At 67.4% G+C, this 25,145-nt stretch carries 28 protein-coding genes and 1 pseudogene; 18 read left to right on the top strand and 11 right to left on the bottom strand.

Going from position 1 to position 25,145, the window contains the following annotated elements; translation table 11 throughout:
- Positions 1–230 (top strand): annotated as a pseudogene (locus ACFE77_RS12040) (methyl-accepting chemotaxis protein); the annotation flags it as partial.
- Between the two features lie 212 nt (positions 231–442).
- A complete protein-coding gene (locus ACFE77_RS12035; RefSeq protein ID WP_375421880.1) occupies positions 443–1,204 on the top strand; it encodes a response regulator transcription factor in 762 nt (253 codons plus the stop codon).
- A 19-nt stretch (positions 1,205–1,223) separates the two neighbouring features.
- Here ACFE77_RS12035 and flaF read toward each other — a convergent pair whose 3' ends face one another.
- Complete coding sequence (flaF, locus tag ACFE77_RS12030) at positions 1,224–1,595, bottom strand: flagellar biosynthesis regulator FlaF (protein WP_375421879.1); 372 nt, start codon at positions 1,593–1,595, stop codon at positions 1,224–1,226.
- A gap of 121 nt (positions 1,596–1,716) precedes the next feature.
- On the opposite strand from flaF, the gene ACFE77_RS12025 reads away from it, so the two are divergent.
- The 15 genes from ACFE77_RS12025 to ACFE77_RS11955 all read left to right on the top strand — a co-directional run bounded on the left by ACFE77_RS12025 (position 1,717) and on the right by ACFE77_RS11955 (position 14,402).
- Positions 1,717–4,128 (top strand): HAD family hydrolase, encoded by a 2,412-nt coding sequence (locus ACFE77_RS12025; protein WP_375421878.1) that lies wholly within the window; start codon positions 1,717–1,719, stop codon positions 4,126–4,128.
- The gene (locus tag ACFE77_RS12020; RefSeq protein WP_375421877.1) at positions 4,125–4,952 is read left to right on the top strand and encodes a class I SAM-dependent methyltransferase; all 828 of its coding nucleotides are present in this window, start codon (positions 4,125–4,127) and stop codon (positions 4,950–4,952) included. The genes ACFE77_RS12025 and ACFE77_RS12020 overlap by 4 nt, the downstream gene beginning before the upstream one ends.
- Positions 4,953–5,051: 99 nt before the next feature.
- Positions 5,052–5,936, top strand: a complete 885-nt coding sequence (motA, locus tag ACFE77_RS12015) for a flagellar motor stator protein MotA (protein WP_375421876.1) — start codon at positions 5,052–5,054, stop codon at positions 5,934–5,936.
- Complete coding sequence (locus tag ACFE77_RS12010) at positions 5,911–6,243, top strand: STAS domain-containing protein (protein WP_375421875.1); 333 nt, start codon at positions 5,911–5,913, stop codon at positions 6,241–6,243. The genes motA and ACFE77_RS12010 overlap by 26 nt, the downstream gene beginning before the upstream one ends.
- Positions 6,240–6,605: a response regulator gene (locus ACFE77_RS12005; RefSeq protein WP_375421874.1), complete on the top strand. Its 366-nt coding sequence runs from the start codon at positions 6,240–6,242 to the stop codon at positions 6,603–6,605. The genes ACFE77_RS12010 and ACFE77_RS12005 overlap by 4 nt, the downstream gene beginning before the upstream one ends.
- Positions 6,602–8,773, top strand: coding sequence for a chemotaxis protein CheA (locus ACFE77_RS12000; RefSeq protein WP_375421873.1), 2,172 nt, complete (start codon positions 6,602–6,604; stop codon positions 8,771–8,773). The genes ACFE77_RS12005 and ACFE77_RS12000 overlap by 4 nt, the downstream gene beginning before the upstream one ends.
- The gene (locus ACFE77_RS11995; protein WP_375421872.1) at positions 8,770–9,270 is read left to right on the top strand and encodes a chemotaxis protein CheW; all 501 of its coding nucleotides are present in this window, start codon (positions 8,770–8,772) and stop codon (positions 9,268–9,270) included. Before ACFE77_RS12000 ends, ACFE77_RS11995 begins: the two co-directional genes overlap by 4 nt.
- Entirely contained in the window at positions 9,267–10,130 is an 864-nt protein-coding gene (locus ACFE77_RS11990) for a CheR family methyltransferase (protein WP_375421871.1), read from the top strand. Before ACFE77_RS11995 ends, ACFE77_RS11990 begins: the two co-directional genes overlap by 4 nt.
- The gene (locus ACFE77_RS11985; protein WP_375421870.1) at positions 10,127–11,164 is read left to right on the top strand and encodes a chemotaxis response regulator protein-glutamate methylesterase; all 1,038 of its coding nucleotides are present in this window, start codon (positions 10,127–10,129) and stop codon (positions 11,162–11,164) included. The genes ACFE77_RS11990 and ACFE77_RS11985 overlap by 4 nt, the downstream gene beginning before the upstream one ends.
- Before the next feature lies 1 nt (position 11,165).
- Positions 11,166–11,555 carry a response regulator gene (locus tag ACFE77_RS11980; protein ID WP_375421869.1) on the top strand — a complete coding sequence of 130 codons (390 nt, stop codon included), beginning with the start codon at positions 11,166–11,168 and terminating at the stop codon, positions 11,553–11,555.
- Between the two features lie 4 nt (positions 11,556–11,559).
- Positions 11,560–12,084 (top strand): chemotaxis protein CheD, encoded by a 525-nt coding sequence (locus tag ACFE77_RS11975; protein WP_375421868.1) that lies wholly within the window; start codon positions 11,560–11,562, stop codon positions 12,082–12,084.
- A 35-nt stretch (positions 12,085–12,119) separates the two neighbouring features.
- On the top strand, positions 12,120–12,413 hold the full coding sequence (locus ACFE77_RS11970) for a hypothetical protein (protein ID WP_375421867.1): 294 nt from the start codon (positions 12,120–12,122) through the stop codon (positions 12,411–12,413).
- 3 nt (positions 12,414–12,416) lie between these two features.
- On the top strand, positions 12,417–13,301 hold the full coding sequence (locus ACFE77_RS11965) for a flagellar motor protein MotB (protein ID WP_375421866.1): 885 nt from the start codon (positions 12,417–12,419) through the stop codon (positions 13,299–13,301).
- 7 nt (positions 13,302–13,308) lie between these two features.
- On the top strand, positions 13,309–13,749 hold the full coding sequence (locus ACFE77_RS11960; protein WP_375421865.1) for a hypothetical protein: 441 nt from the start codon (positions 13,309–13,311) through the stop codon (positions 13,747–13,749).
- Positions 13,750–13,757: 8 nt separating this feature from the next.
- Entirely contained in the window at positions 13,758–14,402 is a 645-nt protein-coding gene (locus ACFE77_RS11955; RefSeq protein WP_375421864.1) for a PilZ domain-containing protein, read from the top strand.
- A gap of 34 nt (positions 14,403–14,436) precedes the next feature.
- On the opposite strand, the gene ACFE77_RS11950 is transcribed toward ACFE77_RS11955, so the two are convergent.
- The 10 genes from ACFE77_RS11950 to ACFE77_RS11905 form a co-directional block, all read right to left on the bottom strand.
- The gene (locus tag ACFE77_RS11950; protein ID WP_375421863.1) at positions 14,437–16,284 is read right to left on the bottom strand and encodes an acetyl/propionyl/methylcrotonyl-CoA carboxylase subunit alpha; all 1,848 of its coding nucleotides are present in this window, start codon (positions 16,282–16,284) and stop codon (positions 14,437–14,439) included.
- A gap of 81 nt (positions 16,285–16,365) precedes the next feature.
- A complete protein-coding gene (locus tag ACFE77_RS11945; RefSeq protein WP_375421862.1) occupies positions 16,366–16,842 on the bottom strand; it encodes a DUF4440 domain-containing protein in 477 nt (158 codons plus the stop codon).
- A gap of 179 nt (positions 16,843–17,021) precedes the next feature.
- Positions 17,022–17,450, bottom strand: coding sequence for an Hpt domain-containing protein (locus ACFE77_RS11940; RefSeq protein WP_375421882.1), 429 nt, complete (start codon positions 17,448–17,450; stop codon positions 17,022–17,024).
- Between the two features lie 85 nt (positions 17,451–17,535).
- The gene (der, locus tag ACFE77_RS11935; RefSeq protein WP_375421861.1) at positions 17,536–18,906 is read right to left on the bottom strand and encodes a ribosome biogenesis GTPase Der; all 1,371 of its coding nucleotides are present in this window, start codon (positions 18,904–18,906) and stop codon (positions 17,536–17,538) included.
- Positions 18,907–19,290: 384 nt separating this feature from the next.
- Positions 19,291–20,628 (bottom strand): PQQ-binding-like beta-propeller repeat protein, encoded by a 1,338-nt coding sequence (locus ACFE77_RS11930; RefSeq protein ID WP_375421860.1) that lies wholly within the window; start codon positions 20,626–20,628, stop codon positions 19,291–19,293.
- Positions 20,625–21,326 (bottom strand): tetratricopeptide repeat protein, encoded by a 702-nt coding sequence (locus ACFE77_RS11925; RefSeq protein ID WP_375421859.1) that lies wholly within the window; start codon positions 21,324–21,326, stop codon positions 20,625–20,627. Before ACFE77_RS11925 ends, ACFE77_RS11930 begins: the two co-directional genes overlap by 4 nt.
- Positions 21,327–21,412: 86 nt before the next feature.
- Positions 21,413–22,285: a 3-methyl-2-oxobutanoate hydroxymethyltransferase gene (gene panB, locus ACFE77_RS11920; RefSeq protein ID WP_375421858.1), complete on the bottom strand. Its 873-nt coding sequence runs from the start codon at positions 22,283–22,285 to the stop codon at positions 21,413–21,415.
- A 42-nt stretch (positions 22,286–22,327) separates the two neighbouring features.
- Entirely contained in the window at positions 22,328–22,765 is a 438-nt protein-coding gene (locus ACFE77_RS11915; RefSeq protein ID WP_375421857.1) for a hypothetical protein, read from the bottom strand.
- Positions 22,766–22,892: 127 nt separating this feature from the next.
- On the bottom strand, positions 22,893–23,237 hold the full coding sequence (locus ACFE77_RS11910; RefSeq protein ID WP_375421856.1) for an ArsC family reductase: 345 nt from the start codon (positions 23,235–23,237) through the stop codon (positions 22,893–22,895).
- A gap of 4 nt (positions 23,238–23,241) precedes the next feature.
- Positions 23,242–23,484: a type II toxin-antitoxin system RelE/ParE family toxin gene (locus tag ACFE77_RS11905; protein WP_375421881.1), complete on the bottom strand. Its 243-nt coding sequence runs from the start codon at positions 23,482–23,484 to the stop codon at positions 23,242–23,244.
- A gap of 139 nt (positions 23,485–23,623) precedes the next feature.
- On the opposite strand from ACFE77_RS11905, the gene ACFE77_RS11900 reads away from it, so the two are divergent.
- Positions 23,624–25,145: NAD(+) synthase (locus tag ACFE77_RS11900; protein WP_375421855.1), on the top strand; the 1,522-nt coding region annotated here is incomplete at its 3' end.

The following is a 25,145-nucleotide window of genomic DNA, read 5'->3' as shown; positions in this document are numbered from 1 at the left end:
CGCAGATCTCGGCCGCGGTGGGCACGATGGACCAGTCCACCCAGCAGAACGCCGCAATGGTCGAGGAGACCTCCGCCGCCGCGCGCAACCTGGTGAGCGAGGTCACCAGCCTCAGCGACAAGACCAGTCTTTTCGTGATCGCCAACGCTGCTGCCGGCCGCGCGCATGTCCGCCGCCCGATTGCTTCCGCGCCCGGAGCGGCCGGGCCCAAAGCCCGCGCCTACGCCTGACCTCAACCGCGTCGCCGGCCGGCAACGCGGCAGTCGTCGTAGCGTCACGAACAGTGTGCGAGTGCCGGAGCGTGGGACACCTTCATCCGCTTCCTCTCCATATACAGTATTTTATTTCGTTGCTGATGCAGATTATATGATCGCTAAAACCAGCATCATCCGATATAGGATCGGAGCGACCCATCTCGTTTTTTATGGCGGAGCCCACGCGAATGTTCACCTTCGATGCCGGCGAGCGGGTGTCACCCTGGTTGGCGATCACGAACGACGATGGCGGCCATGCGCTGGTCGATGCGGGCTACCCGGGTGAACGCCAGCACGACCGGATCGACGTGGAGTCATCGGTCCCGCCGCAGATGGTCTATATCGTCGAAGACTGCGCACCCACGGGCCAAGATGTTCGCGCGGTGGTGCGATCGCTGATGCCGGTCGAGAGCACCGTAATCCGTACCTATCGCTCGGCCGATGCGTTCCTGGCCAAGGCGAAGGACCATCATCCGGGGGTGGTGATCATCAATGGCTGCATCCCCGAATCGCGCGGCATGGAGCTGCTGTGCGGGCTGAAGACCGGCGAGTTCGCCTTTGCCGTGATCGTGCTGACGTTGCGCGCAGACGTCGCGTTGGCGGTGCGCGCGATGAAGCATGGCGCGGTCGACGTGCTCGACATGCCGTGCACGCCGCATGCGCTGGCGGCGAGCATGGAGGCAGCGTTCGATCAGGTCGAACATCGCTTCGCGGTACGCACCACGACGATGGCGGCCCGCGCGCGGATCGACCAATTGTCGCGCCGCGAACGAACCGTGCTCATGGGGGTGGTGCGGGGCTGGTCGAACAAGCGGATGGCGAGCGACCTGGATCTGTCGCCGCGCACCGTCGAGATCCACCGCGCCAATTTGATGCACAAGCTGGGCGTAGGGCATCTCGCCGACGTCATGCGCATCGTCTACGCCGCGGGGCTGATCGACCAGCTCTGAAGCGGCAGACGCAGCGGCGTCAGCGCACGGGCAACGTCGCGGCGCTTCCCTCGTGCAACGCTTCGATGATCGTTCGGTTGACCTCGATGAGCGGATCGATGCCCTCGCGTCCGGCGGCAACCTCTGATGTGTGACGATCGACCCATAGTCCAAGCGAGACGATCGATGCGCGGACGGGATCGGGCAGTTGATTGCCTCGCGCGGCGCACGCGGAGGTGAACGCACTCCATACCTCACGATTGCGAAACAGCGCCGGCGTCAGCGCGACGCCGGATTGGCCGGCATCACGCGCGGCGATCAGGTCGCCGGTGATCTGCATCATCAACCGACGCTCGGTGGATCGCGCGGTCTCGGTGATCGTGCGGGTACGCTGATAGGCAGTCAGGGACATAGCCGCTCCGTAGATGGTGATGCGCACATTTTAGGCGGGGGACCGGACCGGCGGGCGCGGACGCCCCCTATAAACGGTTAACGGCGCGTCAGCAGGTCGCGCCGACCGAGGGCCCGCCTGCATGACAAAGACCCAGACGATCACGCCGGATCGGCTCGCCAACGCGCTGGAGGGGCGACGCGGCATCAAGATCCTGTCGTTAGACTGTTTCGACACGCTGCTGTGGCGCGATACGCACGCATCGTACGATCTGTTCGATCTGCTCGAGGGCGTGACGCCCCGACAGCGGCGCCGCGCCGACCAGGCCGCGCGCAAGGAACGCAAGCTGACGCATGGCGCGTCCAACGAGGTGACGCTGCGCGAAATCTACGCGAAGCTCCTCCCCACGATCGGGACAGAAGCGCGCGAAGCCTATGTGGAACGCGAGATCGCGATCGAGATCCGCCACTGCTATGCGTTCGCGCCGACCGTCGATTTGATGCGCGAAGCGAAACGCCGCGGCATCCGGATCATCGTCGTTAGCGACTCCTATCTGGAACGCGACCAGCTCGAGACGCTGATCCGCGGCGCAGCAGGCGACGCTGTCGCCGACATGATCGACGACATCTTCACCTCGTGCGATCATCGCTCATCCAAGAGCGAACGACTGTTCGAGACGGTGCTGAAGCGGACGGGCTCTCGACCCGATCGCATCCTTCACATCGGCGACAACAAGCACGCCGACGCGGTCGCCGGCTCCCGGCATGGGCTGCAGACTCTCCACCTCGTGCAGTTTACCGACGCCGCGGTCCAGCGACTGCGCCAGGAACACGCCGCGGGCGCACTGGTGATCGGCGGCTCGACCTCTTTCCAGCCGCATCGCGCGACGCTTGCGCTTGCCGAGACAGGCATCACCGATCCCGCGACGAAGTTGGGCTTCGTCGCAGTGGGCCCGATCATGGCCGACTTCGCGCGCTGGATCGCCGCGGAGGCGGCTGAGCTAGCCGCGACCCGGCAAGGCAAGGTGCATCTGCTGTTTTTGATGCGCGACGGCCACCTGCCGCGCGAAGTGTTCGCGGCGATGAACCCGGACATTGCGACTCACGCGGTGGAGATCAGCCGCTTCGCCGCGAACAGCGCGTCGCTGACCGATGCCGCCGCGATCCGCCGCTTCGTGCTGGAGGAGATCGGCGACGGCTCGGGGATCAATTTTCTTCGCCAGCTCCACATCACCGGCGACGAAGCGCACGACCTGCTCGACAGCCTGACGGAGGACGATCCGCGAGCGCTCGCCGAGGCCTTGCAGACCGACGTCTGGGTTGCGCGGATCGCCGCGCGCAGCCTCGCCTATGCCGATCGGCTGAACGGGTATGTTCGCGACACCGTCAACCCCGCCCCAGGCGACACGCTGCTGCTTGTGGATGTCGGCTACAAGGGAACCGTGCAGGGTAAGATCGGCGCGGCGCTTGCCGAGACCTTCGGTGTGCGCGTCGCCGGACGCTATTTGCTGCTGCTGGAAGAGGAGATCAGCGGGCTCGACAAGCGCGGCATGCTGGATCTCCGGACCTATGACGTCACGACGCTCGAGACGCTGATGAGCGCGTTCATTGTGCTGGAGCAGTTCTGCACGTTGCCGCAGGGTTCGGTTCTCGACTACCGCGAGGGCGGCGGCACGATACGCTCGGCGACGCAGTTGAAGCGTCACCAGAACGTGATCCGTTCGGCTATCCAAGCAGGGTGCGTGGCCTTTGCGCACGCCGACGGGAAAGCGGCGATCCGGCGCAATGCCTTGCCGGTGGAGGCGGCGCATCGCGGCGCGCTCAGCGCGCTCGCACGCCTCCTATATCTGCCGCTCCCCGACGAACTCGCGGTGATGAGCCAATTCGAGCATGACTGGAACCTCGGAAGCGATTTCGTCGCGCTGCTGTTCGATCCGGAGACCGCCGCGCGCGGCTTGCGCGAACGCGGGCTGTTCTACCTCAAGAACTCGCACCGGTTGTTCCTTCCTGCCGAATTGCGCGGTCAAGGGCTGCCGACCAGCCTGACGTTGCTCGCTCAACGACGGTTCGGCCTTGACCTGCGCTTCGCCGATTTCGCGGACCACACGCTAGCGCTTCCCGTGCTGATTGCCGACGGCACCGACAGCTTCACCGACACCGTGCAGGCGATCCCGACGCACCAGGGCTATTACGTCGCCGCGGTGCCGATCGGTGCCGGGCGCTACACACTGGGCATCCAATTCGGTCGCGACTTCGAGTTCGTGCAGATCGACTCGGCGCGCTTCCTGCCGGTGAGCGCATTCCTGGAGGGCGAGGCCGCCGCGAGGACCACCACCGACGCGATGCCGTCCTTCGAGGATATGGAGCTGGTCGCTCCGGGCATCTTCCGCTGCACCAGCGGCGCCGCCTTCCTGATGGCGCCGCCACCACCCGTAGACGACCCGAAGGTGCCGATGATGCTCGCGGTCACCTTCCGCCCGCTCGCTGCGAGGCCGACCACGATCGATCAATCCACGCCGACGCGCACGTCGGTCCTGACAGGAGTACCAGCATGAGCGACTTGTATATCCATTCGATGTCCGAGATGTCGGAGACCATCCTGCGTTGTCTGACGATCGCTGGCGCGCGTGAGATCGCCGAGATCGGCGCCGATCTCGGCGGCATGTCGAGCAAGCTGGCGGATCAGGTCGCGGGCGTCGGCGGGCGCCTGACGAGCATCGATCCCGAGCCTGCCGACGCATTCGTGCGCTGGGTGGCGAGATGTCGCAACGTTCGCCACATCCCCAAGCCGAGCCTGGAGGCGATGCCCGGCCTTGCCGACATAGATGCGTGGGTGATCGATGGCGATCACAACTACTATACCGTGCGCAACGAACTCGCGATCGCCGACCTGCTGGGCCAGCGCGACGGCAAGCCGTTGCTCGCGATCCTCCACGACGTCAGCTGGCCATGCGCGCGCCGCGACATGTATTATGCGCCGAAGCGGATCCCCGCGGAGTGGCGGCAACCCTATAGCTATGACGGCGGCGTCACCCTCGATGATGTCGAGCTGGTGCCGGGAACCGGATTTCATGGGCGCGGCTATTTTGCGTTCGCCAAGCATTCGGGTGGACCCCGCAATGGCGTGCTGACCGCGGTCGAGGACTTCGTGGCGGACCTGCGCACCGATGGGCGCGACGTCGCCTTCGCCCTGATCCCGGCGGTGCTCGGCCTCGGCGTCGTGTTCGACGCCTCGGCGCCCTGGGCAGCCGAGCTCGGCGCCTATCTGCTGCCATTTCATGACAATCCGCTGATCGCGCGGCTCGAGGAGAACCGGCTGCGCAACTATCTCGCGACGGTCGATCTCCAGCACGTGACGCCGGTCGCTCGCGCCGCCTGATCGCAGGCGCATTAAAAGCCGACGGCGCCGATCAGCGGCGTCGGCACCCTCCTACAATGTCATCGATATCCTCGAACGTCGGGAGCGGCGCATTCTACCATGTTGAACGGTGTCGGCCTCCTCATCATCCTACTTTGCGTGTTCGGCAGCTTCATGTGGTCGGGCGGCAAGATGGATATCGTGCTGCACGCGTTGCCGCACGAGATGCTGGCGATCGCGGGGGCCGCGATCGGGGCGTTCGTGGTCAGCAATTCGATGGCCACGATCAAGCTCGCGGGAAAGGGCCTGATGCGCTCGTTCAAGGGCGGTCGCTGGACCGATGCCGATTTCCGCGATCTGCTGACGCTGCTCTATTCGCTGTTGTCGACCTTCAAGAAGAAGGGCGCGATCGGGATCGAGCCGCATCTCGACGTGCCGAAGGACAGCGCGATCTTCTCGCGCTATCCGCGGCTGCTCGCCGATCATCACCTGATCGATTTCATCTGCGATTACCTGCGGATGATGACGATGAACTTCGAGGATCCGCACCAGATCGCGGAATCCATGGAGAACGACATCGACAAGCACCATCACGAGGAACTCGCGCCCCAGCACGCGCTCCAACAGATGGCCGACGGCTTGCCCGCGATCGGCATCGTCGCCGCGGTGCTCGGGGTGATCAAGACGATGGGCTCGATCGACCAGCCGACCGAGGTGCTCGGCGCGATGATCGGCGGCGCGCTGGTCGGCACGTTCCTGGGCGTGCTGCTCGCCTATTGCCTAGTCGGACCGCTGGCGGCGAAGCTGCTCGAGACGATCGATGCGGACGGCAAGGCGTTCGCGGTCGTGAAGGCCGCGATCGTCGCACACGCGCAGGGCATCCCGACCCAGGTCGCGATCGAGATCGCGCGCCGCGCCACGCCGTCCGCCAAGTCCCCGACCTTCCAGCAGCTCGAGACGTTTATCGAGGAGGCCAAGAATGAACTCTCTGCCGTTCCCGCCTGAAGCCGAGCGCGACGACGAGCGCTCGCTCCGCCTCCCCGCCCACTGCACCACTGTCACCGCGGAGGAGACCCGCGTCCGGCTGGTCCTCGCCGCCGATCTCGACGGTGCGATGGAGGTCGATGCCTCGGATGTCGAGAGCATCGGCCAGGCCACGCTCCAGCTGCTCGTCGCCGCACGTATCGAGGCGGCGGCGAACGGCCAGCGCTTCGCGATCATCGATCCCAGCCCCGCCTTCACCGATCGCGTGAACGGCTGCCGCCTCGCCGACGCGATCGGCCTCGACCTTCGGAAGGACATCCAAGCGTGAGCAAGATGATACTCACCGTCGACGATTCTGCGAGCATGCGAATGCTGCTGAAGGCGTCGCTGACCGCGCAGGGCTTCCGGATCGAAGCCGCGAACGACGGTCGGCACGGTCTCGAGCGCATGCACGAGGTCAAGCCCGACCTGCTGATCACGGACATCAATATGCCCGAGATGGACGGCTTCGAACTGATCGAGGCGGTCCGCGCGCGGCCGGAGTTCCGCGGCGTCCCGATCCTCGTGCTGTCGACCGAATTTTCGGAAGAGAAGAAGACGCGGGCACGCGTCGCCGGCGCGACGGGCTGGATCACCAAGCCGTTCGACGCCACCAAGCTGGGCACGGCGATCCGTCGGGTGTGTCCATGAGCGACGATCTCGACGACATCCAGGCGATCTTCTTCGAAGAATGCGCCGAAGGACTGGTCACCGCCGAAGCAGGTCTGTCGCAGATGGACGCGGGCGACGTGTCGCCCAAGGTGATCGCCGGCGTGTTCCGCGCGGTGCATTCGATTAAGGGCGGCGCAGGCGCGTTCGGGCATGCGGCGCTGACCGCCTTCTCGCACCGGTTCGAAAACGTGCTGGACGAGGTTCGGGCGGAGCGGATCGCGCCGACCGCCGGTGTCACCAAGGTGATGCTGGCGGCGTTCGACATCCTGTCGGATCACGTCGCCGCAGCCAAGGGCATCGCCGCGACGCCGCAGGACGGCCCGGTGCTCGAAGCGCTCGATCAGATCCTGAAGACCGGCGGCGCGCCCGATGCGGGAGCCGCACCCGCGCCGGCGCCGGCAACTGCCCCCGTGGCGGAGGCCGATCCGTTCGGCTTCGAACCCGTCGCCGCGGTGGTCGAGCCGATCGACGAGTTCGGCTTCGAGCCCGTCGGGGTCTCGCTCGAGGCGCTCGACGACGCCCCCGCCGGCGAATGGACGGTGCGCTTCCTGCCCTCCGACGCCGCGCTCGCCAATGGTGCCGAGCCGCTGCTGACGGTGCGCGAGATCGAACGGCTGGGCGGTGCGGTGACCGCGGTCGATCTCAGCCGCCTGCCGCCGTTGCGCGATCTCGAACCCGAGCACAGCTATATCGGCTGGACGTTCGAGGTGCCCGGCACCGTCGAGGAAGCCGCGATCGCAGACTGCTTCGACTTCGTGCCGCCCGACTCGATCGTCGCGATCCAGCGTCTCGGGCCGCCGGCGTTGGTCGTCGATACCAGGGGCGAAACCGCCATCGAAGCACCCGTCCTAGTAACGGCACCCCCGCCACCCGCCAGCGCCCCGGTCGCCACGCTGCCGCCTCCGCGGCAGGCTTCGGACGCACCGGTCGCCGACGCGGCCCGCGTGCCCGAACCCATGGCGCAGACGATCCGCGTCGATCTGGTCAAGCTCGACATGCTGCTGAACCTGGTCGGTGAACTCGTGATCCGCGGATCGATCCTCGCGGATCGGCTGAGCCCCAAGGACCAGGAACGCGTCGAGCTGCCGCAGCTCTCACGCCTAACTCGCGAGATCCAGGACACCGTGATGTCGCTGCGCGCGCAGCCGATCAAACAGGCGTTCAGCCGCGTGCCCAGGATGCTGCGCGACCTTTCGGTCGAAACGGGCAAGCAGGTGATCCTCGAAACCAGCGGCGAGACCACCGAAGTCGACAAGGGCGTGATCGAGAAGATCGGCGACCCGCTGACCCACATGATCCGCAACGCGATGGATCACGGCATCGAGAGTCCCGAGCGCCGCGCCGCCGCGGGCAAGCCCGCGGAGGGCACGATCAAGCTGTCCGCCGAACAGAAGGGCGCGCGGATCTTCGTCCGCGTCGCCGACGACGGCGGCGGGATCGATCGCCAGCGCGTGCTCTCCAAGGCGATCGAGAAGGGCATCGTCGCCCCCGACGTGACCCTGTCGAACGAAGAGATTGACCAGCTGATCTGCGCGCCGGGCTTCTCGACCGCGGAGACGATCTCGAACATCTCGGGTCGCGGCGTCGGCATGGACGTGGTCCGTTCCAACGTCGAGGCGCTGGGCGGCCGGGTCGAGATCACGTCGGTGCCGGGCAAGGGCACCACCTTCACGATGATCCTGCCGCTGACGCTGGCGATACTCGAGGGCATGATCGTGCGATTGGCAGGGCAGCGCTTCGTGCTGCCGCTCGCCAACGTCGTCGAGACCGTACAGCCCGAACCGGGCCAGGTCCGCCCGACCAGCACGACCGGCGAGGTGATCGAGCTGCGTGGCAATTACCTGCCCGTCCGCCGCCTCACCCGCACCTTCGGGCTCGGCGACAACGACACCAAGGCGCCCGAGGAATCGCTGGTGATCATCGTCGAAAGCGAGACCGCGGGTCATGTCGGGCTTATGGTCGACACGATCGACGACCGCCGCGAGGTGGTGATCAAGAGCCTCGACAAGAACCTTCACCCGATCCGCGGATTGGGCGGCGCCACCATCCTCGGCGACGGGTCGATCGCGCTGATCCTCGACATCGAAGCCTTGGTCGCGCAGGCCGCGCCGCCGCTACGCCACATCACGAAAGGAATGGCCGCATGAGCACCATCGACAGCCCCGGCGAGCGCAAGATCGTCACCTTCTCGCTCGGCGAGCAGATCTTCGGGATCAACATGTCGTCGCTGATCGAGATCCGCGGATGGGACGAGCCCACCCCGCTGCCTGGCGTGCCGAGCTTCATCAAGGGCGTCACCAACCTGCGCGGCACCGTGGTGCCCGTGGTCTGCCTGGCGGAGCGGCTCGGCTGGCCACCCAGCGTCATCCATGCCCGATCGTGCATCCTGGTCGTCAACATCGGCGGCAAGCAGGCCGGTTTCCTGGTCGACGAGGTCGCGGACATCGTCCTCATCCAGGATAGCGAGATCCGGCCCGCCCCCGATGTCGAGATCGGCGAGCCGAGCGTGATCGCGGGGCTGGTCAAGACCACCACCCGCGCCGGCGAAGGCGCTGCCGCGCACAGCGACGACGACGGCATCATGGTGCTGCTGCTCGATCTCGACGCGCTGAGCCTCACGCCGAGCCTGGACATCGCCGCATGACCAGTGCGGGTGCCGCGGTCGAACAGCCGGGCGTCGCATCGCTCGGCGACGCGGAGTTCGCAGCGATCGCCGCGATCATGCAGAGCGATGCGCGGATCCATCTCACCGAGATCAAGAAGACGCTGGTCCATGGTCGGCTCTCGCGCCGCCTGCGGATGCACGGCGTGGCGACGTTCCGAGATTATGTGCGGATGGTGCAATCGGACCCCGTCGAGCGCGGCGAGATGGTGGTCGCGCTGACCACCAATCACACGCATTTTTTCCGCGAGAATCACCATTTCGAGCATTTTCGCAGCGCGGTCATCCCCGCGTTGAAGACGCAAGCACGCAGCCGCCCGGTGCGGATCTGGTCGGCGGGGTGTTCGAGCGGCGAGGAAGTCTACAAGATCGCGATGTGCCTGCTCGGCGAGGATCGCACCGCGGCGTCGTGGTTGCGCAGCGCCGACGTGAAGCTGCTCGCGACCGATCTGGCGCCGCACGTCGTCGACAGCGTCCGCCGCGCGACCTATCCCGACACCGTCGTCGCGGCGATCCCGGCGGCATACCGCAACGCCTGGGTCCACGCTGCGGGCAGCGAGTTCGAGATGGCGCCCCAGGCGCGCGAACTGGTCACCGCCCGGGTGCTCAACCTGTTCGATCCGTGGCCGATGAAACAGCGCTACGACGTGATCTTCTGCCGTAACGTGATGATCTATTTCGACGACCGCGCGAAGGAGGAGCTCGAGCAGCGCTTCATCGACATGCTGGTCCCCGGCGGGCATCTCTATATCGGCCATTCCGAACGCCTGATCGGCGGTGCCGCGAAGGTGATGGAGGGGTGCGGCCAGACCATCTACGTCAAGCGCGGGGGCGCGGCGTGACCGGACGCATCCGCACGTTGATCGTCGACGACAGCGCCTCGATTCGCGCGGCGCTCGCGCGCATCCTGTCCGCGGACCCCGAGATCGAGGTGGTCGGCGAGGCGCCCGAGCCGCTTACCGCACGGCAGATGATCAAGGACCTGGAACCCGACGTCATCACGCTCGACGTCGAGATGCCCGGCATGGACGGGCTGTCGTTCCTCGAACGGATCATGCGGCTTCGCCCGATGCCGGTGGTGATGTGTTCGACGCTGACCGCGCGCGGCGCGGCGGTGACGATCGAGGCGCTGCGCCTCGGCGCGGTCGACTGCATCGCCAAGCCATCCGGAAACGCCGAGGACCTGTTGCGCGACGCCGCCTTGCTGCGCGCGACGGTGAAGGCCGCGGCACGGTCGTCGGTGCGAGCCACGCCGGCGCCGCGCACCGCGCCGGTCGCGATGCCGGCCGGCTCGCGCGAGGACGCGGTCGTGGCGATCGGTTCGTCGACCGGCGGAGTTGAGGCGCTGTTCTCGCTGCTCGGCGCGTTGCCCGCGGATTGCCCGCCTATCCTAGTCGTCCAGCACATGCCCGCGGCGTTCACCGGCAGCTTCGCCGCACGGCTCGACCGCGAGTGCCAGTTGCACGTGAAGGAAGCGACCGACGGCAGTCCGATCGAGCGCGGGACCGTCTATATTGCTCCTGGGAGCGACACGCACATGTCGCTCCTCGGCGGACCGAAGGGGGCTTTGCGGCTCACGCGGGGCGATCCGGTCGGCGGTCATCGGCCCTCGGTCGACGTCCTGTTCCATTCGGTCGCGAAGCGCGGGTCCGCGGCGGTGGGAGCGATCCTGACCGGCATGGGCACCGACGGCGCCGAAGGACTGCTAGCGATGCGCCAGGCAGGCGCACGGACCTTCGGCCAATCGCAGGAGAGCTGCGTCGTCTACGGCATGCCGCGCGCGGCCAAGACGATCGGCGCGGTGGAACGAGAATTGAGTCTGTCGGCACTGCCCGGAGCCATCTTGGCTGCGTGCGGCAAGAAATTGGGGAACTGAGATGCCGGCTGCTTCTGCGATCAAGGTGATGGTTGTCGATGATCAGGCCAGCATGCGGGCGATGATCCGCCGGTCGCTGCAGGACCTCGGCTTTCGCGACGTCCGCGACAAGGGCGCGGCGGCCGAGGCGCTCGCGTCGATCAAGAGCGACCGCGTCCACCTCATCATCTCCGATTTCAACATGCCCGAGATGGACGGACTCGAACTGCTGAAGGCGGTCCGCGAGGACCCCGTCATCGGCAAGACGGTCTTTATCATGCTGACCGGTTCGTCGGACCGCGACCTCGTCCAGAAGGCGGCGGCGCTCGGCGTGAACAACTATCTGGTCAAGCCGTTCGCCCCGGCCGCGCTGAAGGACAAGATCGAGCGCGTCTTCGGCGAGCTTTCCTGACGCGATGCGCCGCATCGCGATCATCCAAGGCGATCACATCGCGACGCGCGAGCCGAACACCGTCATCACGACGCTGCTCGGGTCGTGCATCGCGGTGTGCCTGCACGATGCGGTCGCGCATGTCGGCGGCATGAACCATTTCCTGCTCGGCCAGCCCGAAGCGGGCGCGAAGCTCGGCAGCTACGACATGCAGCGCTACGGCGTCCACGCCATGGAGCTGCTGATCAACGCGATGATGGCGCAGGGTGCCGCGCGCGATCGGCTGCGCGCGCACATCTATGGCGGCGCGACGATCGTCGCTGGGCTCGGCGGCATCGGCAGCGAGAACGCGGCCTTCGCGAAACGCTTCATCGAGACCGAAGGGATCGCGATCGGCCATGTCGACGTCGGCGGCAGCCGTGCGCGCAAGGTCGAATTCCTGCCCCATGACGGCAAGGCGCGCGCGCAGCTGGTCGCACAGGCCGTGCCCCTGATCACCACCCCCACCCCGCTACCGGTCCATGCCGATGGCGAGCTGGAACTGTTCTGACCCTCCCGCCCCTCCTGACGAAGTAGCGCGCCATCATGCCCAATTCACAACCGCTCGCCGCCCTGCTCCAAAGCGCCATCGCGGACGAGTTGCGCCACATCAGCGACCTGCTCGAACGGCTGGCCGAAGTGCTGGTCGGCGACGAGCATTTCGCGAGCAAATATCTCGATCAGCTCCAGGCGTTCGACCTGCTGGTGCAGTGCACGCACGAAAGCGCCGCGGTGCTCGACCGGTTGTCGGCGGGCGAGGGCGCGCACGCTGCGGTCGCGCCGGTGCGGCTCGGACACATTCGGGATCGGCTGCGCGCCGCGCTGGCCCAGGCGGCGTAACGGGTGGCCACCGCCCGCCCCAACCAGCGCCCGATCGTCATCCGCCGCGTCAAGAAGATCGCGGCCGGGCATCATGGCGGCGCGTGGAAGGTGGCCTATGCCGATTTCGTAACCGCGATGATGGCGTTCTTCATGCTGCTCTGGCTGATCAGCAACCCCGACAAGCAGCGCAAGAAGGGACTGGCCGAGTATTTCTCGCCCTCTACCTCGACGTCGATCACCGCGCCGGGCGAGCCGGTATCGTCCGCCAAGGGGATCGGCGGCATGCCCGGCGCCGGCGGCCAGACGCGGCGGGCGCAGTCCGACAGTCAGGTCCCCGCCGCGGGCGAGCCGGCGATGGAGTCGGCGACCAGCGGCACCGCACGGGGCGGTACCGCGACGGTGCCCGACGCATCGCTGCGCGTGCTGGCGCAGGAGATGCGCGTGTCGATCGACAGCACGCCGCCCGACGAGAACGGCAAGCGATCGGTGAAGGTCGAAAGCGAGCGCGACGGGCTGCGCATCGTGTTGATGGACAGCGCGCGGCGATCGCTATTCCGCACCGGCACCGCCGAGCTAAACCCGTTCGCGAAGGCGATGCTCGCCGGCCTGGCGACGAAGCTGGCGCGGTCGGACGCGCAGATCGCGATCGAGGGGCATACCGACGGCGACGGCCGGCAGAGCGGCAACGACGCCAATTGGCGGCTGTCGGGTGACCGCGCGATCGCCGCCCGCAGCGCGCTGATCGCGGCGGGTCTGCCCGCGGGGCGGTTCGCCGAGCTGGTGGCGCTCGCCGACACCCGCCCGCTCTACCCCGATCAGCCCGGCCGGCCCGAGAACCGCCGCATCACGATCATCGCCAAGGGCGCTGCACCGGCGCTGCCGAGCGATGCGAGCTTCCGGTTCTGATCCGCCGATGAAGCGCATCATCCTCTTTCCCGCGCTGGTCGCAGCCGGGCTCGGCACCGGCGGCGCAGGGGCGTTCGCGCTCCGGATGCTGATGCCGCAAGCCTCGGCCGCCAGGGCTGTGCGCCCGGTCGAGCCCGAGCGCGCCTACGTCGCGGTGCCGCACGTGCTAGCGCCGCTGGTGATGGCCGATGGCCGGCTGGCGGGATACGTCTCGTTCGATCTCGGGCTCGAAGTGGAGACGACACAAGCCGCCGCGGTGACCCAGCAGCTGCCGATGCTGCTCCACGCGATCAACATGCGGACCTATCGGACGCCGCTGGCGGCGGGCCCAGACGGCCTGTTGCCCGACGTGAACGGGCTGCGTGCGGTGGCGATGGCGGCCGCCCCCGAGGCGTTCGGCCGCGGGGTCGTGCGCCGGGTCGCGATTACCAGAGCGGAGCCCGCATGATGGACGACATGCACGATGATCCTATCCACGACGCGGGCCTGACCGACGACGAGATCGCCGGCGGCCGGCATCGTCGTCGGGAGGCCCGCCTGACCACGATCCTGCTGGTCGGCCGGGTCGTCGCCGAGACCGGGGATTATCTCTGCCGGATCCGCAACGTCGCGCCCGGCGGCATGATGATCGATTGCCACGTGCCGTTCGAACGCGGCGAACGCCTGCGCGTCGAGTTCCGCAACGGCAGCACGGTCGAGGTCGAGGTGGTCTGGACCGAGCCCGGTCGCGCCGGCGTCAAGTTCGACGCGGAGATCCCGCTCGACGCGCTGCTCCACCCGCCCGCCGGGATCGCGGGCAGCCTGGCACGGACGCCGCGGCTGTCGGCGGCGTGCACCGTGCTGGTCTGGCACAACGGCCAGATGAGCCCGGCGCAACTGCGCGACGTGTCGCAGACCGGTTGCCGGCTCGACATGTCCGCGCGGACCCCGATCAGCGGCGACGCGCGCATCTCGATCCCCGGCCTGCCGCCGCGCCACGCCACGCTGCGCTGGTCGATCGACCACCGCATGGGCTTCGCCTTCCACGAGATGCTGTCCTTCGCCGATCTGTCGGCGTGGCAGCGGCAACTGCACCTCCGCTTCGCGGGCATCGCCGGGTAGAAGCGCAGCCACACCGCTTCCTCGCCCCAGTACTTCAGCCCTCCGACACCCCCGCGATCCTCGCCAGCGTCGCGCCTTCGTATACCTGGGCGCCGATCGTCGCGGCGAGGTCCTCGACCACGCCATCGAACGGCGCCACCAGGCTGTGCTCCATCTTCATCGCCTCGAGCGTCACCAGCTTCTGGCCCTTCACCACGCTATCGCCCGCGGCGACGTCGACCGCGATGATGCGGCCCGGCATCGGCGACAGGATCGCGCCGTCCGCCGTCGCGCCTGCCGCGACGCCGGTCGCGCGCCAGCGCCGCAGCTCCCATACCTGCCCGCCCTCGGCGATCAGCACGCTGTCCGCATCGGCGAGTTCGCCGCCCTCGGCGTCGGTAAAATCGACCGTGATCGGCTCGCCGTCGAGCAGGAAGCCACCCGACAGTCGTGGCGGCGCGTTGAGCCGGAACCCCGGCACCGGTCCCGGCATCGCCAGCGACGCTGCAGCATCGATCAACGCCTCCTCGGTCGGGTGCACCGGCGGCATCAGCGCGTCGCCCTCGCGGGCGATCAGGCCGGTGTCGAGCGTCCCCGCGACGAACGCAGGGTGATCGAGCGCCTCGACCAGAAATCCAGCATTGGATCGCACCGGCCAGACGATCGCGGCATCGAGCGCGTCGGCCAATGTCCCGCGCGCCTCCTCGCGCGTCGCGCCCCAGGCGATCACCTTGGCGATCATCGGATCGTAGAAGGGCGAAATCTCGGCGCCCTGCTCCACCCCGGTATCGACCCGCGTCGCGTCGCCGAGATCAAACAGGTCGAGCCGGCCGATCGACGGCAGGAAGCCCTTCGCAGGGTCCTCGGCATAGAGCCGTGCCTCGATCGCCCAACCGTCGATCGCGAGTTCGTGCTGCGCGAGCGGCAGCGGCTCGCCGCCGGCGACGCGAAGTTGCCATTCGACCAGGTCCTGGCCGGTGATCTCCTCGGTCACCGGATGTTCGACCTGCAACCGGGTGTTCATCTCCATGAACCAGATCCGGTCGGCGCGCAGCCCGTCGCTCGCGTCGGCGATGAATTCGATCGTCCCCGCGCCGACATAGTCGACCGCCTGCGCCGCCTTCACCGCCGCCGCGCACACCGCTTCGCGCGTGGCTTCGTCCATGCCGGGCGCGGGCGCCTCCTCGATCACCTTTTGGTGGCGGCGCTGGAGCGAGCAATCGCGTTCGAACAGATGGACGACGTTGCCGTGACGGTCGCCGAACACCTGCACCTCGATGTGGCGGGGCGAGAGGATGTATTTCTCGATTAACACGCGGTCGTCGCCGAACGACGATGCCGCCTCGCGCCGACACGAGGCGAGCGCGTCGGCGAAGTCGGCGGCATCCTCGACCCGGCGCATGCCCTTGCCGCCGCCGCCCGCGACCGCCTTGATCAGCACCGGATAGCCGATCGCGTCGGCCTCGCGTTGGAGTCGGTCCGGCGACTGATCGGCACCGAGATAGCCGGGCGTGACCGGGACGCCTGCCGCGATCATGCGTTCCTTGGCGGCATCCTTCAGCCCCATCGCGCGGATGCTCGACGGGTCGGGGCCGACCCAGACCAGGCCGGCATCGATCACGCTCTGCGCGAAATCGGCGTTCTCGCTCAGGAAGCCATAGCCGGGGTGGATTGCGGCCGCGCCGGTCTCACGCGCGGCGGCGATGATGCGGTCGCCGAGCAGATAGCTCTCGCGCGCCGGGCTGGCACCGATATGGACCGCCTCATCGGCTTGGCGCACGTGCAGCGCCTGCGCGTCGGCATCCGAATAGACCGCGATCGTGCGGATGCTGAGCGACCGGGCGGTGCGGATGATCCGGCACGCGATCTCGCCGCGGTTGGCGATCAGCAGCGAATCGATCATGCCGGGCGGCGCGAAGGTTGAGGAAGTCGAGGCAGGGTCATGCCGTCCATCTAGGCTTGGATGGCTGCATAGGACAGCCCGTCAGCCGCCGCAGCCGGTGGTCCGGGACGACCAGGTGATGTTCTGGATCTTCCAGCTGCCATTCTCGCGGACCAGATCGAAATGATCGTAGCCGCAATGCACGACCTTGCCGTTCAGCAGAAAGTCGTAGCGGCCCCAGATCATCGCGATGTCGCCGTCGATCTCGACCGCCGGATTGTACATCCGTTCTTCGAAGCGTTCCGGGCCGGGCTTGAAGTTGGCGAGCATCGTCTCGCGCGACATGTGGCTTATCGTACGCGTACCGTCCGGCTTCTCGTTCGCGACGGTGGCGGTGGCGTCGGTGCGCATCGTCGCGCCGATCGCGGCGGCGTCGCGTGCGGCGATGCCCCGGAACAGCGCGTCCACGACCGCGAGCGGGGCGCTTTCCTCGCTGACCGGGGGTGGCAGCGCGGTGCCCTTCACGATCGGCGCCACCGGCGTGACCTGTAGAGCAAGAGCAAGAAGAATCGGGGTCATCGGCGGGGCGCTCCTTGTCCGGTCGGACGGGCCGACCGAAGCTTGCCCCATGGAGTTCAGGACGGGAGGCTCACTGTCAAGCGCACACCCCCGTGTTCCTGCGGACGCAGGAACCCAGGGTAACGTAGCGCAGCGCTCGTGGCCCTAGGCTTCTGCGTTCGCAGGAGCACGGGGATGGATCAGAAACTCGCGGCCTTGCGCCCGAAGCCCCCACCCTGGGGGCGACGCGCGACCAACGGGTTCGCCTCTCGCTCCAGAAGCGCGAGGGTTTCCTGGAACAGCGGGCGCAGCTTGACGACGTGTTCCAGCGCGTGTTCGCAGGTGTCCTGAAACTCGACGCAGTCGCGCGCGGTGGTTTCGATCTGCTCGGCAAGCGCGGCGAGCGGCTCGGCACCGAACTGGCGAGCCTCGCCCTTCAGGGTGTGCGCGGGGATCACCAGCGCCGCAGCGCTGCCGTTTCGCATCGCCTGCTCGATCGCGGCGACGGACTTGACCCCGTCTTCGCGGAAATAACCGAGAATGCGGACAAAGCCCGCGCCCAGTTCGCTACGCGCCTGGGCATAGGCCTGCCAATCCACCAACGTGCTGCCTTCGAACGACACTGTCATCTCCCTGCGCCGCAGAACACTCCGCGAAGGTACGGCCAGGAGCATTAGCCCCGATCAGTAAACACGACGTTGCTGCTGCGCAGGATTACTTCGGAGCGAAAGGATTTTTGGCGGCGCGCAAGGACAACCGGATGGGAACTGCACCGAAGCCGAGTTCCCGTCGCATCGAGTTGACGAGATAGCGTTCGTAACTTGCCGGCAACTGGTCGACGCGGGTGCCGAAGATGACGAAGCTCGGCGGGCGCGTCTTCACCTGCGTGACGTAACGCATCTTGATCCGCTTGCCGCCGGGCGCGGGTGGCGGGTTCGCCTCGATCGCGCGTTCGAACCAGCGATTGAGTTCGCCGGTGCCGACCCGCTTGGACCAGGCATCACGGGTGTCGAACGCCGCCTGGATCACCTGGTCGATGCCCTTGCCGGTCGCGGCCGACACGGTGAGCACGGTGACACCCTTCACCTGGCTCAGCCCGTCCTCCAGCGCTGTCTTGACGCCGTTGAACAGCGACGAGGCGTTTTCTGCTACGTCCCATTTGTTGAGCGCGATGATCAACGCGCGACCTTCCTCCAGCACCTTGTCGGCGATCCGCAGGTCCTGCGCCTCCAGCCCCAAGGTCGCGTCGAGCAGCAGCACCACGACTTCGGCGAAATCGACCGCGTGGAGCGCGTCGGCGACCGACATCTTCTCCAGCTTGTCCTGCACCTTGGCGCGCTTGCGCATGCCCGCGGTGTCGATCAGCCGGACCTGGCGGGGCTCGCCGCCGGCGGGCTCCCACAGCCAGTCGATCGCGATCGAATCACGGGTGATGCCGGCTTCGGGGCCGGTGATCATGCGTTCCTCGCCGAGCATGCGGTTGACCAGCGTCGACTTGCCCGCGTTCGGGCGCCCGACGATCGCGAGCTTGAGTGGCGCGTCGGGACGTTCGTCGTCCTCTTCCTCGACGATGTCATTGTCACCGCGATCGAGATAGGGCAGCAGCGCTTCGAACAGGTCAGCGAGGCCCTCGCCATGTTCGGCGGAGAACTGGACCGGATCGCCGAAGCCGAGCGACAGCGATTCGATAATCCCCTGCTCGCCGGCGCGACCCTCGGCCTTGTTGGCGAGCAGGATTACCGGCGCGTCGGCAGTGCGAAGCCAGCGCGCGATCTCCTCGTCGAGCGGAACGATCCCGGCGCGCGAATCGAACATGAACAGGGCGACGTCGGCCTGCGCGACCGCGGCCTCGGTCTGCTGACGCATGCGGCCGGGCAGCGATTGTGCGTCCTGATCCTCATAGCCGGCAGTATCGACGATACGGAAATCGATGCCGAGCAGATGCGCGTCGCCCTCGCGCCGATCGCGGGTCACGCCGGGCCGATCGTCGACGAGCGCGAGTTTCTTGCCGACGAGACGGTTGAAGAGCGTCGACTTGCCGACGTTGGGACGGCCGACGATCGCGACGATAGGGAGACGGGACATTCGCGCGCTTGTAGAAGAGGTGGGGGGATAAGGGAATGGAGGTCTGGTCCGCCGCTTGCGGGGGCGGGGTTACCACGTAGGAACTGCGGTTCACCTTATTCCTCCGTCACCGCGGACTTGATCGGTGCTGCTCCTCTTCGAACATGTAGGCGGGTCGACGCGATCTCTACGCGACCTGTTTGTTCTCCCGCGAAGGCGGCAGCCCAGTACTGGGTCCCCGCCTTCGCGGGGACACAAGGGGGCTACTTACCGGAAGTCGATGTTTGCCGACGTGATCCGGGTTAACGGCAGGGGATATGACTCAGGTGCATGCGGCACCGCCCTTTCCACCACTCGCGTCGCTAGCGATCCCTCCCCCGGATTTGCCGGGGAAGGAATTTACCGTCACCGGTACGCGGCGATCCTGCCCTTTTGGCTGACGGTGTAGATCATCGAATTCGCCACGATCGGCGGCAGCGCGAACGACTCTTTCGCGGCGATCGTCGACAGCACGCTGCCGTCGCTGGGCGAGGCGAAGACGATGCCGCCGAGCGAGTTGGTCAGGACCAGCCGGTTGCCCGCAAGCACCGGGCCGAACCAGGTGACCTGGTTGCCCTTGTTCTTCTTGGCGTTCTTGAAGCGCTGCAGTTGCGCGATCCAGCGCGCCTTGCCGTTGGCGCGCGACAGACAGACCAGCCGAGCGTCGTCGGTGACCACGAACAGCCACTCGCCCGCGATCCACGGCGTGGAGATGCCCGCGAAATTCTGTTCCCAGATGCGCTGTCCGGTCGACAGATCGAGCGCAACCATCCGGCCGCCCTGCCCGACCGCGTACACCCGGCCCTGATCGATCACGGGATCGGCATCGATGTCCGACAGGCTGGACACCGAGGTGGTAATCGAGGTGCGCGAGAGCGCGTCGCCCCACAGCACGCGGCCATTCTCGTACCGATAGGCGCTGAGTTCGCCGCTGGAAAAGCCTGCGACGATCGATCCCTGGCTGGCCGCGGGCGCGGCCACGCCGAACACGCCCTGGGTCTCGAGCGTGCCCGATTGCGCCCACTGGGTTTTGCCGTCGGCCTGCGAGAGCGCGAACAGCTGGTTGTCCTGGCTGAGCACGTAGAGCGAACCGTTCGCCACGGTCGGCGCGCCGCGCAGCGGACCGCCGGGCTTGGCTCGCCAGATCTCCTTGCCGTCGGCGGCGTTGAACGCGACGACGTCGCCGAGTCCGTCGGTGGCGTAGACCTTGCCGTCGTCATAGCTGACGCCGCCGCCGAAGCGCGAGCCGCGGTTTTCCTTGCCGGGCGACATCTCCGCCTTCCACAGCGCGGCGCCGGTATCGGCGGCGAAGGCGTGGACGGTGGCGGTGACATCGACGATGAATAGCTTGTTCTCGGCCACGACCGGCGCGGCGCCGAGCCGTTCGCGATCCGAGCCGCCGTCGACCGCTGCGGTCCAGGCGCGGACCGGCGAGTCGCGGAGCGCGAGCTGCCCCATCGACTTGGCGGAGTTGCCGCCGGACTGGGTCCAGCTATCGTTCGCGGCGGGCGCGGGCAGCGTGACCTGAATGTCGGCGATCGTCTTGTCGGCCTGGACGCCGTTTTCCGATGCCAGGATCGGGATCCGCTCGCCGACGGTCGGGGTCTTCTTCTGCCCGCCCTTGAAGATGCCGCAGGCACTAAGGGCCATCAACGCGGCGATCGCCACGCTGGCCCGGTACTTGGCCCGGTACTTGGTCGTCATTGCGCTTTGCTTTCCTCGTTCGGCGCGATCGCATCGACACCCAGTACGCCCGCCATCTGAACCGCGCGTTGACGGATCGAATCGGGCACGTCGTCGTTGCGCGCGATCTGCCCGAACAAGGCGCCGGCGAGATCGCGGCGGTTCATGCGGAGATGCGCCATCGCGACCATTTCGCCGGCGCTGCCGAACCAGGCGTTGCCCGGCACCGCGAGCGGCCGCAACCGTTCGATCACGACCTGCGGCTTCAGCGTGTCATATTCGGCGGAGGTTTGACGGACCAGCGCGAGATCGCGGAACGGCTGCGCCACCGACGTATCCGCCGCGACTTCGCCGAACTTGGCGGCGGCGGCCTTCAGGTCGTTTTTCTGCAGGGCGATATCGGCCTGGGTGAACTTGGCGAGCGTGCGGTAGCCGTCGCGCTTCGACGCGGCGATCTCGGCCAGCGGAGCGGCGGCGGCGGTGGGGTTGTTCGCGCCGAGCTTGGCGAACGCCGCCTGGAGCTTCTCGCCCTCGACGCCCGCGGCCTGTTCGGCACGATGTTGCGCGTAGAGGAGCGCGCCGAACGCGGCGAGCCCGACCACGATCGCTACGATCACCCAGCGGCCCCACCGTTCCCAGAAGGTCGCGAGCTGATCGCGACGCAGTTCCTCGTCGACTTCGCGCAGAAATGCTTCGTTGGTGTTCGGCGGGAGGGCCAAGAAATGCTCCGGGAGGTTTGGGGGGCAGTAGCGACGCGGACCTTAGCCGCGCCGGCCGCGAAACGGAAGCGGGCTGCGCGGGGCCGCTATTCCTTGCCCGGTTCCTTGGGTGCGTAGACCTGATCGGCGCCGGGGAAGGCGCGCGACCGGACGTCGGCGGCATAGGTCTCGGCGGCGGTTGTGATCCGCGCGGCGAGATCGTCGAACCGCTTCACGAAGCGGGCGGTGCGCTCGAACATGCCGAGCATATCCTCCGCGACTAGAACCTGACCGTCGCACTGCGCCGAGGCACCGATGCCGATCGTCGGGCAGGCGACCGCGCGGGTGATGTCGATTGCGATCGGCTCGACCACGCCTTCGATCACCAGCGCGAAGCAGCCCGCCTCCGCCACCGCGACCGCGTCCGCGACGATCTTCTCCGCCTCCGCCGCGGTGCGCCCGCGCGCGCCATAGCCGCCGAGCATGTTGACCGCCTGCGGGGTCAGCCCGACATGCGCCATCACCGGAATGCCGCGTTCGGACAGGAAGCGCACCGTCGGCGCCATCGCCGCGCCTCCTTCGAGCTTCACCGCCGCCGCGCCGGTCTGCTTGAGCAGCCACGCCGCGCTCTCGAACGCCTTTTCGGGGCTGGCTTCGTAGCTGCCGAACGGCATGTCGATCACCACCACCGCGTGATAGCTGCCGCGCACCACCGCCGCACCGTGCGCCGCCATCAACTCCAGCGTCACCGGCACCGTCGACGGTAGGCCGTAGATCACCTGGCCGAGGCTGTCCCCGACCAGCAACAGGTCGCAATGCGGATCAAGCAACTGCGCCGTCCGCACCGTGTAGGCGGTGAGCATCACCAGTGGCGTCGTGCCCTTCTGCCGCCGGATCGCGGGGATCGTCAGCCGCTTGAGCGGCGCGGGCGTCGGGTTGGCGCGACTGGTCGCGGTGTCTAGCGTATAGGTCGTGGACATCCGCCTTACCTAGCGGGTCGCCGCGCGCAGAGCCATAAGCGGTCAGCCGATCCAGCCGCGGCGGCGCGCGTGCCGGCTCAGCCACAGGGCGAACGCGCCGATCGCGACGATGAGGATCGGGAACGGCACCACCGGCGCGGCGCCGCGGACCGCGATGATGTCGGTCGCCGCGAACAACCACCCGAACTGAATGACGACCGCGACCAGCGAGATCGCGTAGAGCGGGACCGCAAGCACCGACCGCGTCAGCAGCGCCAGCGCGCCGAGCAGCCCGGTCCCGACTGCGACCGCGTAGATCGCGTTGTACCAAACCGGCAGCGAGGCATAGAGCGCCCGGTCGTAATCGCTCGCAGGCCCCATCGCGTCGGCGCCGAGACGGAATTGCTGCAGGCAGGCATAGCAGCCGGCGACGCCCCAAAGCAGCAGGACCAATGCGGTGATGCGAAACCATAGCGGCACCGTCCGCGATCGCGTGGCCATGTGGCCCTCCCCCGTTGTCTGCGCACGATCTTGCGCCGAACGGGAGACGGCTGCAACCGCGGCTTCAATCCTCCAACTTGTGCTCCCGCGAAGGCGGGGACCCAGAAAGAGGTTGGCGAAGCGGGCCTCAGCCTAGATCGGCTGCGTATCGCCCCGGCGAAAACCCAACGAGCAGCGTGTCGCCCCGTTCGAGCACGGGGCGCTTGATCGTCGAAGGGTGCGCCAGCATCAGCGCCACCGCCCGATCGCGATCGAGATCGGTCTTCTCCGCCTCCGGCAGCTTGCGGAAGGTCGTCCCCGCGCGGTTTAGCAGCACCGTCCAGCCGAGCCGATCAACCCAACGCTCCAGCGCCGCGCGATCCACTCCCGCGATCCTGTAGTCGTGGAAAGCGTAATCGACCCCCGCCGCGTCGAGCCAAGCGCGCGCCTTCTTGATCGTGTCGCAGTTGCGAATGCCGTACATGATGGTCATCGGATCATAGGTGCTGCCGAGCGTCCATGCGGTCGTGGAGTATCCTGATGATGGCGATACCGTAGATCGTTTGACGAAAGTAGATCACGTGTCGCTCGACGCCGCGCCGTCGATAGCCACGGCGGATGTTCGAGCAAGACTGCGCCTGCGGTGGGGGATCGGGCGAATCTGCACAAGCCGCTTCAATCATATCCGCATAGCGTAGCGCCTGCGATAGGCCCCATCGAGCCACTGTGCAGACGAAGATTTCATCGTCGAGTCGAGCACTCGGGCTGAGGCAGTGAACGCGAGAATATGCGACGACCTCTGCTGCGAACCGGCTACGAACGGTGTGCCTTGTGTCGCCTGCGGTGGCGAAGCGGGGCTCGGCCCGCTATCATGGACCCATGACGACGCATCCATTCCATTCGATCCACAGCCACGGTCTCGTCCGGGTCGCGGCGGCGACTCCGGTCGCGTCGGTCGGGGACACCGCGGCGAACGCGGAGGCGAGCATCGCGCTCGCCAGGCAGGCGGATGCGCGTGGTGTCGATCTCGTGGTGTTTCCCGAGCTCAATCTTACGTCCTACGCGATCGACGATCTGCACCTCCAGGCCGCGCAGCAGCGCGCGAGCGAGGCGGCGTTGCTGCGGGTGGCGGCGGAGACGGCGGGGCTGGCGCCGGTGTTGCTGTTGGGCGCGGCGCTGGTGCGGAACGGACGGCTGTACAACGCCGCGGTCGCAATCGCGCGGGGGCGGATCTTGGGGGTGGTGCCGAAGACGTTCCTGCCGAACTACCGCGAATATTACGAGAAGCGCTATTTCGCGAGCGGCGCCGGAATCGCTGGTGGCACGATCATGATCGGCGGGGTCGAGGTGCCGTTCGGGACCGACCTGATCTTCGCAGCGAGCGACTTGCCGGGCTTCGTGTTCCATGCCGAGATCTGCGAGGATTACTGGGCGCCGACACCGCCATCGACGCAGGGTGCGCTCGCCGGGGCGCTGATCTGCTGCAATTTGTCCGCCTCCAACATCGTCATCGGCAAGGCGCGCGAGCGGATGATGCTGGCGGCGTCGCAGTCCGCCCGCGCGGTGTGCGCCTATGTCTATTCGGCGGCGGGGCCGGGCGAGAGCACCACCGACATCGCGTGGGACGGCCAGGGTTTCGTTCACGAGCTGGGCGAGTTGATCGCCGAGTCGCGCCGTTTCGTCACCGCGGCAGAGCTGGTCGTCGCGGACGTGGATACCGGGCGCCTGACGCAGGAACGGCTGCGGATGGGGACCTTCAACGACGCCGCCGCGGTCGCCGGGCACCCGGAGACGCGGATGCGGCGGATCGGGTTCGATCATGCGCCGTCGCTCGCGGATGTCGGGCTGGAGCGCGCGATCCGGCGCTTCCCGTTCGTGCCCAACGATCCCGCCAAGCGCGACGCGGACTGTTACGAGGCGTTCAACATCCAGGTCGTCGCACTCGCCAAGCGGCTCGCGGCGACGGGCGTCCCGCGGCTGGTGATCGGGGTGTCGGGCGGGCTCGATTCGACCCACGCGCTGATCGTCGCGGCCAAGGCGATGGACCGGCTCGAACGGCCGCGGTCGGATATCCTCGCCTTCACTATGCCGGGCTTCGCGACCGGCGAGGGCAGCAAGGGCAATGCCTGGGCGTTGATGAACGCGCTCGGCGTGACCGCGGAGGAGATCGACATCCGCCCGGCGGCAAGGCGGATGCTGGAAGACATGGGTCACCCCTTCGCGGCGGACGAGCCCGTGTACGACGTGACCTTCGAGAACGTCCAGGCGGGGCTCCGCACCGATTACCTCTTCCGGCTGGCGAACCAGCGCGGCGGACTGGTGCTCGGCACCGGCGACCTGTCCGAACTGGCGCTCGGCTGGTGCACCTATGGCGTCGGCGACCAGATGAGCCATTATGCGG

The sequence above is a fragment of the uncultured Sphingomonas sp. genome (genome assembly GCF_964243315.1).
In the GTDB taxonomy this organism is placed as follows: Bacteria; Pseudomonadota; Alphaproteobacteria; order Sphingomonadales; family Sphingomonadaceae; genus Sphingomonas.
The sequence above is the reverse complement of the archived record's forward strand: the minus strand, read 5'-3'. Positions and strand labels throughout refer to the sequence as shown.

Coding starts and splice junctions, on each gene's coding strand:
- ACFE77_RS12035 (WP_375421880.1), top strand. CDS start 443: ATGTTCACCTTCGATGCCGGCGAGCGGGTGTCACCCTGGTTGGCGATC.
- flaF (WP_375421879.1), bottom strand. CDS start 1,595: ATGTCCCTGACTGCCTATCAGCGTACCCGCACGATCACCGAGACCGCG.
- ACFE77_RS12025 (WP_375421878.1), top strand. CDS start 1,717: ATGACAAAGACCCAGACGATCACGCCGGATCGGCTCGCCAACGCGCTG.
- ACFE77_RS12020 (WP_375421877.1), top strand. CDS start 4,125: ATGAGCGACTTGTATATCCATTCGATGTCCGAGATGTCGGAGACCATC.
- motA (WP_375421876.1), top strand. CDS start 5,052: ATGTTGAACGGTGTCGGCCTCCTCATCATCCTACTTTGCGTGTTCGGC.
- ACFE77_RS12010 (WP_375421875.1), top strand. CDS start 5,911: ATGAACTCTCTGCCGTTCCCGCCTGAAGCCGAGCGCGACGACGAGCGC.
- ACFE77_RS12000 (WP_375421873.1), top strand. CDS start 6,602: ATGAGCGACGATCTCGACGACATCCAGGCGATCTTCTTCGAAGAATGC.
- ACFE77_RS11995 (WP_375421872.1), top strand. CDS start 8,770: ATGAGCACCATCGACAGCCCCGGCGAGCGCAAGATCGTCACCTTCTCG.
- ACFE77_RS11990 (WP_375421871.1), top strand. CDS start 9,267: ATGACCAGTGCGGGTGCCGCGGTCGAACAGCCGGGCGTCGCATCGCTC.
- ACFE77_RS11980 (WP_375421869.1), top strand. CDS start 11,166: ATGCCGGCTGCTTCTGCGATCAAGGTGATGGTTGTCGATGATCAGGCC.
- ACFE77_RS11975 (WP_375421868.1), top strand. CDS start 11,560: ATGCGCCGCATCGCGATCATCCAAGGCGATCACATCGCGACGCGCGAG.
- ACFE77_RS11970 (WP_375421867.1), top strand. CDS start 12,120: ATGCCCAATTCACAACCGCTCGCCGCCCTGCTCCAAAGCGCCATCGCG.
- ACFE77_RS11960 (WP_375421865.1), top strand. CDS start 13,309: ATGAAGCGCATCATCCTCTTTCCCGCGCTGGTCGCAGCCGGGCTCGGC.
- ACFE77_RS11955 (WP_375421864.1), top strand. CDS start 13,758: ATGCACGATGATCCTATCCACGACGCGGGCCTGACCGACGACGAGATC.
- ACFE77_RS11950 (WP_375421863.1), bottom strand. CDS start 16,284: ATGATCGATTCGCTGCTGATCGCCAACCGCGGCGAGATCGCGTGCCGG.
- ACFE77_RS11945 (WP_375421862.1), bottom strand. CDS start 16,842: ATGACCCCGATTCTTCTTGCTCTTGCTCTACAGGTCACGCCGGTGGCG.
- ACFE77_RS11940 (WP_375421882.1), bottom strand. CDS start 17,450: ATGACAGTGTCGTTCGAAGGCAGCACGTTGGTGGATTGGCAGGCCTAT.
- der (WP_375421861.1), bottom strand. CDS start 18,906: ATGTCCCGTCTCCCTATCGTCGCGATCGTCGGCCGTCCCAACGTCGGC.
- ACFE77_RS11930 (WP_375421860.1), bottom strand. CDS start 20,628: ATGACGACCAAGTACCGGGCCAAGTACCGGGCCAGCGTGGCGATCGCC.
- panB (WP_375421858.1), bottom strand. CDS start 22,285: ATGTCCACGACCTATACGCTAGACACCGCGACCAGTCGCGCCAACCCG.
- ACFE77_RS11915 (WP_375421857.1), bottom strand. CDS start 22,765: ATGGCCACGCGATCGCGGACGGTGCCGCTATGGTTTCGCATCACCGCA.
- ACFE77_RS11910 (WP_375421856.1), bottom strand. CDS start 23,237: ATGACCATCATGTACGGCATTCGCAACTGCGACACGATCAAGAAGGCG.